Annotated in this window: 1 protein-coding gene; it reads left to right on the forward strand. The window is 52.8% G+C overall.

Going from position 1 to position 3,200, the window contains the following annotated elements:
- The coding region (gene nrdD, locus QCH34_RS09635) for an anaerobic ribonucleoside-triphosphate reductase (RefSeq protein ID WP_300333394.1) at positions 1 to 3,200 on the forward strand (3,200 nt) is incomplete at both ends.

The following is a 3,200-nucleotide window of genomic DNA, read 5'->3' on the forward strand; positions in this document are numbered from 1 at the left end:
GAACGTCTGTACCCGTGTCGGAACACCCGTCTATGATGCGCATTTAATCGATGTCGGAAGGGGTTTTGAGGCAAAGGACAACTCAAACCTCCAGGAGAATGCCGAGACATCCCATAAGAAGAAGGCAGACAAGATCAGTAAAGAGCAGTACCTCCTCCAGCTCCCCCCGGAACTCGCAGACATCCACCTGACCGGCGACATGCATATTCACGACCTCGAATATTTTGGATCACGCCCGTTCTGCATAGACGGTAGTACCGTCATTCCGGTGAAATCTGAGGGTCGGATCAGGAGTACGAGGGCCGATGAACTGCCAATTGACGGGGATGAAGACGCCCCCGATGATCTCTCCCTTCTTACGCCCAAAGGCTGGGTGCGGGTGAATAAGGTAACCCGGAGGGTAGCTCTCGATGGAGAGATGCTCAGGATAAAGACATCGGGCGGCCGCATGCTCTCTGTCACCGGGGAGCACAGGATCCCGGTACAGACAGATGATGGGATGGTGATCCGGCGGGCAGATGAGATACGGGAAGGTGATATCCTCTACACAATTACTGCATCTGATCCGATCCGCGGAGAACCGGTATGCGGAATAAACCTGATCCGTGAACTCACAGAACTTGTTCCTGAAGATCTTCTCACCGGCGTGTATGTCCGGGGCGCCGCAGATCTCTTCTCTGAAATTGTCAGGACGGGGCAGGCACGATCCTATACGGCGATCTCACGAGCCCTTGGAATCGAACACAGGAAACAATGGTACACAAAAGGTATCATGCCCATTCGTTCCTTCCGGGCATTCTGTGAGCACTATGGGATAGTTGAGATGACAGGTTTGAGAGTGGGGGTAACAGGCAGCGAGCATGACCTCCCGGTTCTCCTGCCGATCACCCCTGACCTGATGCGGCTGCTTGGATTCTTTGTCTCTGAAGGAAATTACAATGCCTCTCCAAAGGCCGGACAATATAATCTTGCAATCACTGAAAACCATCAGTCAGCCTCGATACAGGCATCAGTGAAAGCTACCCTCAATACCTATGCAACGATCACCCGCCCCACCCCGGATACAACCGAGATCTACGGAATCGAAGTTCATAGGAATCGTGCACAGCAGGTCTATTTCGGGGGAAAGATCGTCTATCTCCTCTTCCGGTACATCTTTGGGATACCAGAAGGCAGCAGCAGCAAGCGCCTGCCTTGGATCGTCTATCATGCCGATGACGCACTGCTTCGTGAGTTCCTCTCAGCACTCTACACCGGCGATGGATCAGCATACTATCGCCCGGAAAAGTCTGACTGTATCATCACCTATACGACAGCATCAGAATCACTCCGCCAGGAGCTTGCCCTTCTTCTGTCGGCACTCGGCATAGGGGTGCATATCACCGAGCTGTATAATGATGATACAGAGCGGCGGATACTCTACCGTATCCAGTTCCATGGACGAAAGAATATCGATATCTTTTCAAAATACTGTTCGTTCCTCGATGAGAGGCAGGATCATATCGATTCCTTCCTGAAGCATACTCAGAAGATAAACCGGGCTGAAAAGCCTGAACGCGTTCTCGCCATTGAACCCTGCACACCCTCCAGCAGATATGTCTACGATCTCTTTCTGGAAGGTGATGGGAGCGAGGAGAGCCATACCTTCTTTGCTTCAGACGGCCTCCTCATCCATAATTGCCAGGATTGGGATCTCCGCTATTTCTTCTACTATGGCTTAATGCCGGATGGAAACGGGACAAAAGCGAGTGTGGCAGGTCCGGCAAAACGCGCCGAGGTGGCTGTGCTCCATGCGGTCAAGGCACTTGGATCCGCACAGACAAACTTTGCCGGAGGGCAGGGTTACTACAACTTCCTCACCTTCTTAGCCCCCTATGTCGAGGGGATGGACAGGGCCGAGATCAAACAGCTTATGCAGATGTTTGTCTATGAGATGACCCAGATGATGGTGGCACGTGGCGGCCAGGTCGTCTTCTCATCAGTCCAGCTCTCACCAGGAGTCCCAAAGCTCTGGCGTGACAAGCCAATCGTCTTCAAAGGCAAGGTCTGGAATGGCAGGCAGGCTCCCTTCAGGGCATATGGAGAGTTTGAACGTGAAGTCCGGCTTCTCTTTGCAACACTGATGGAAGTGATGCTTGAGGGAGATAACTGGGGCAAGCCCTTCAACTTCCCAAAACCCGAGATCAGTATTGAACCGGACTTTATGGATGAGGATGAAGACTTCAATACGAACAATCCGGATATCCCGACCTACCGTGAACTCTACCTGATGACATTTGAGCTTGCATCAAAGTTCGGCACTCCATACTATGACAACCAGCTCCCCGCCTACAGGGGTGCCGGAGAGGGGATCTCATGTTACCAGTGCTGTGCCTACCAGTTCTCGACGACCGCAGCAAATGACACCTCATTCGAGGATAAACTCACCTTCACGGATGGCAAACATTTTTCAATGGGATCCTGGCAGGTGATCTCGGTGAACTGTCCCAGGGCAGCATTCCGGGCAGACCACGACGACCAGAAACTCTTTGCTGAACTCCGAAAACTGATGGATTCTGCGGTCTCAATCTTTAAGATCAAACGCCGCTGGATGGAGCTTGTCAGAGCGAACGGACGGATGCCGTTTGCAATGCAGAGGCCAAAAGATCCAGAGACACAGGAGAGGGGGGCTGTTGCAGTCGATCTCGAGGGGCTCGTCTATACCGTTGGGATCGTCGGCGTCAATGAGATGATCCAGCATCATCTCGGCTCCCAGCTCCACGAGACCAAAGAGGCATTCAGGTTCGCGGTCCGGACAATGACCGAGATGGAACAATATGCAAAGAAACTCTCGGCAAAACACGGGATGACGATTGCACTTGCACGCACCCCTGCAGAGACGACCGGGCAGAGATTTGCCGTTGCCGATCTGCTTGATGAGCAGTTCCGCCCCCATGCCCTCAGGATCGTCAAGGGAGATACAAAGAACCTGCTTGAGCGGTCAAAGAAGACACTCGATCTCCCGGTCTACTATACAAACGGCATTCATGTCACACCTTCCGCGGATATTCCACTGACAAGGCGGATGGAGATAGAGCATGTCTTCTTCCCGATCGTAGACGGGGGTAATATCTTCCATATCTGGCTTGGAGAAGCCCGGCCTGATCCCCGCGGGCTGATGGATATGGCGATGAACCTTTGCCGGACCACCCAGATCGGAT

Source organism: Methanocalculus sp., assembly GCF_029762515.1.
In the GTDB taxonomy this organism is placed as follows: Archaea; Halobacteriota; Methanomicrobia; order Methanomicrobiales; family Methanocorpusculaceae; genus Methanocalculus.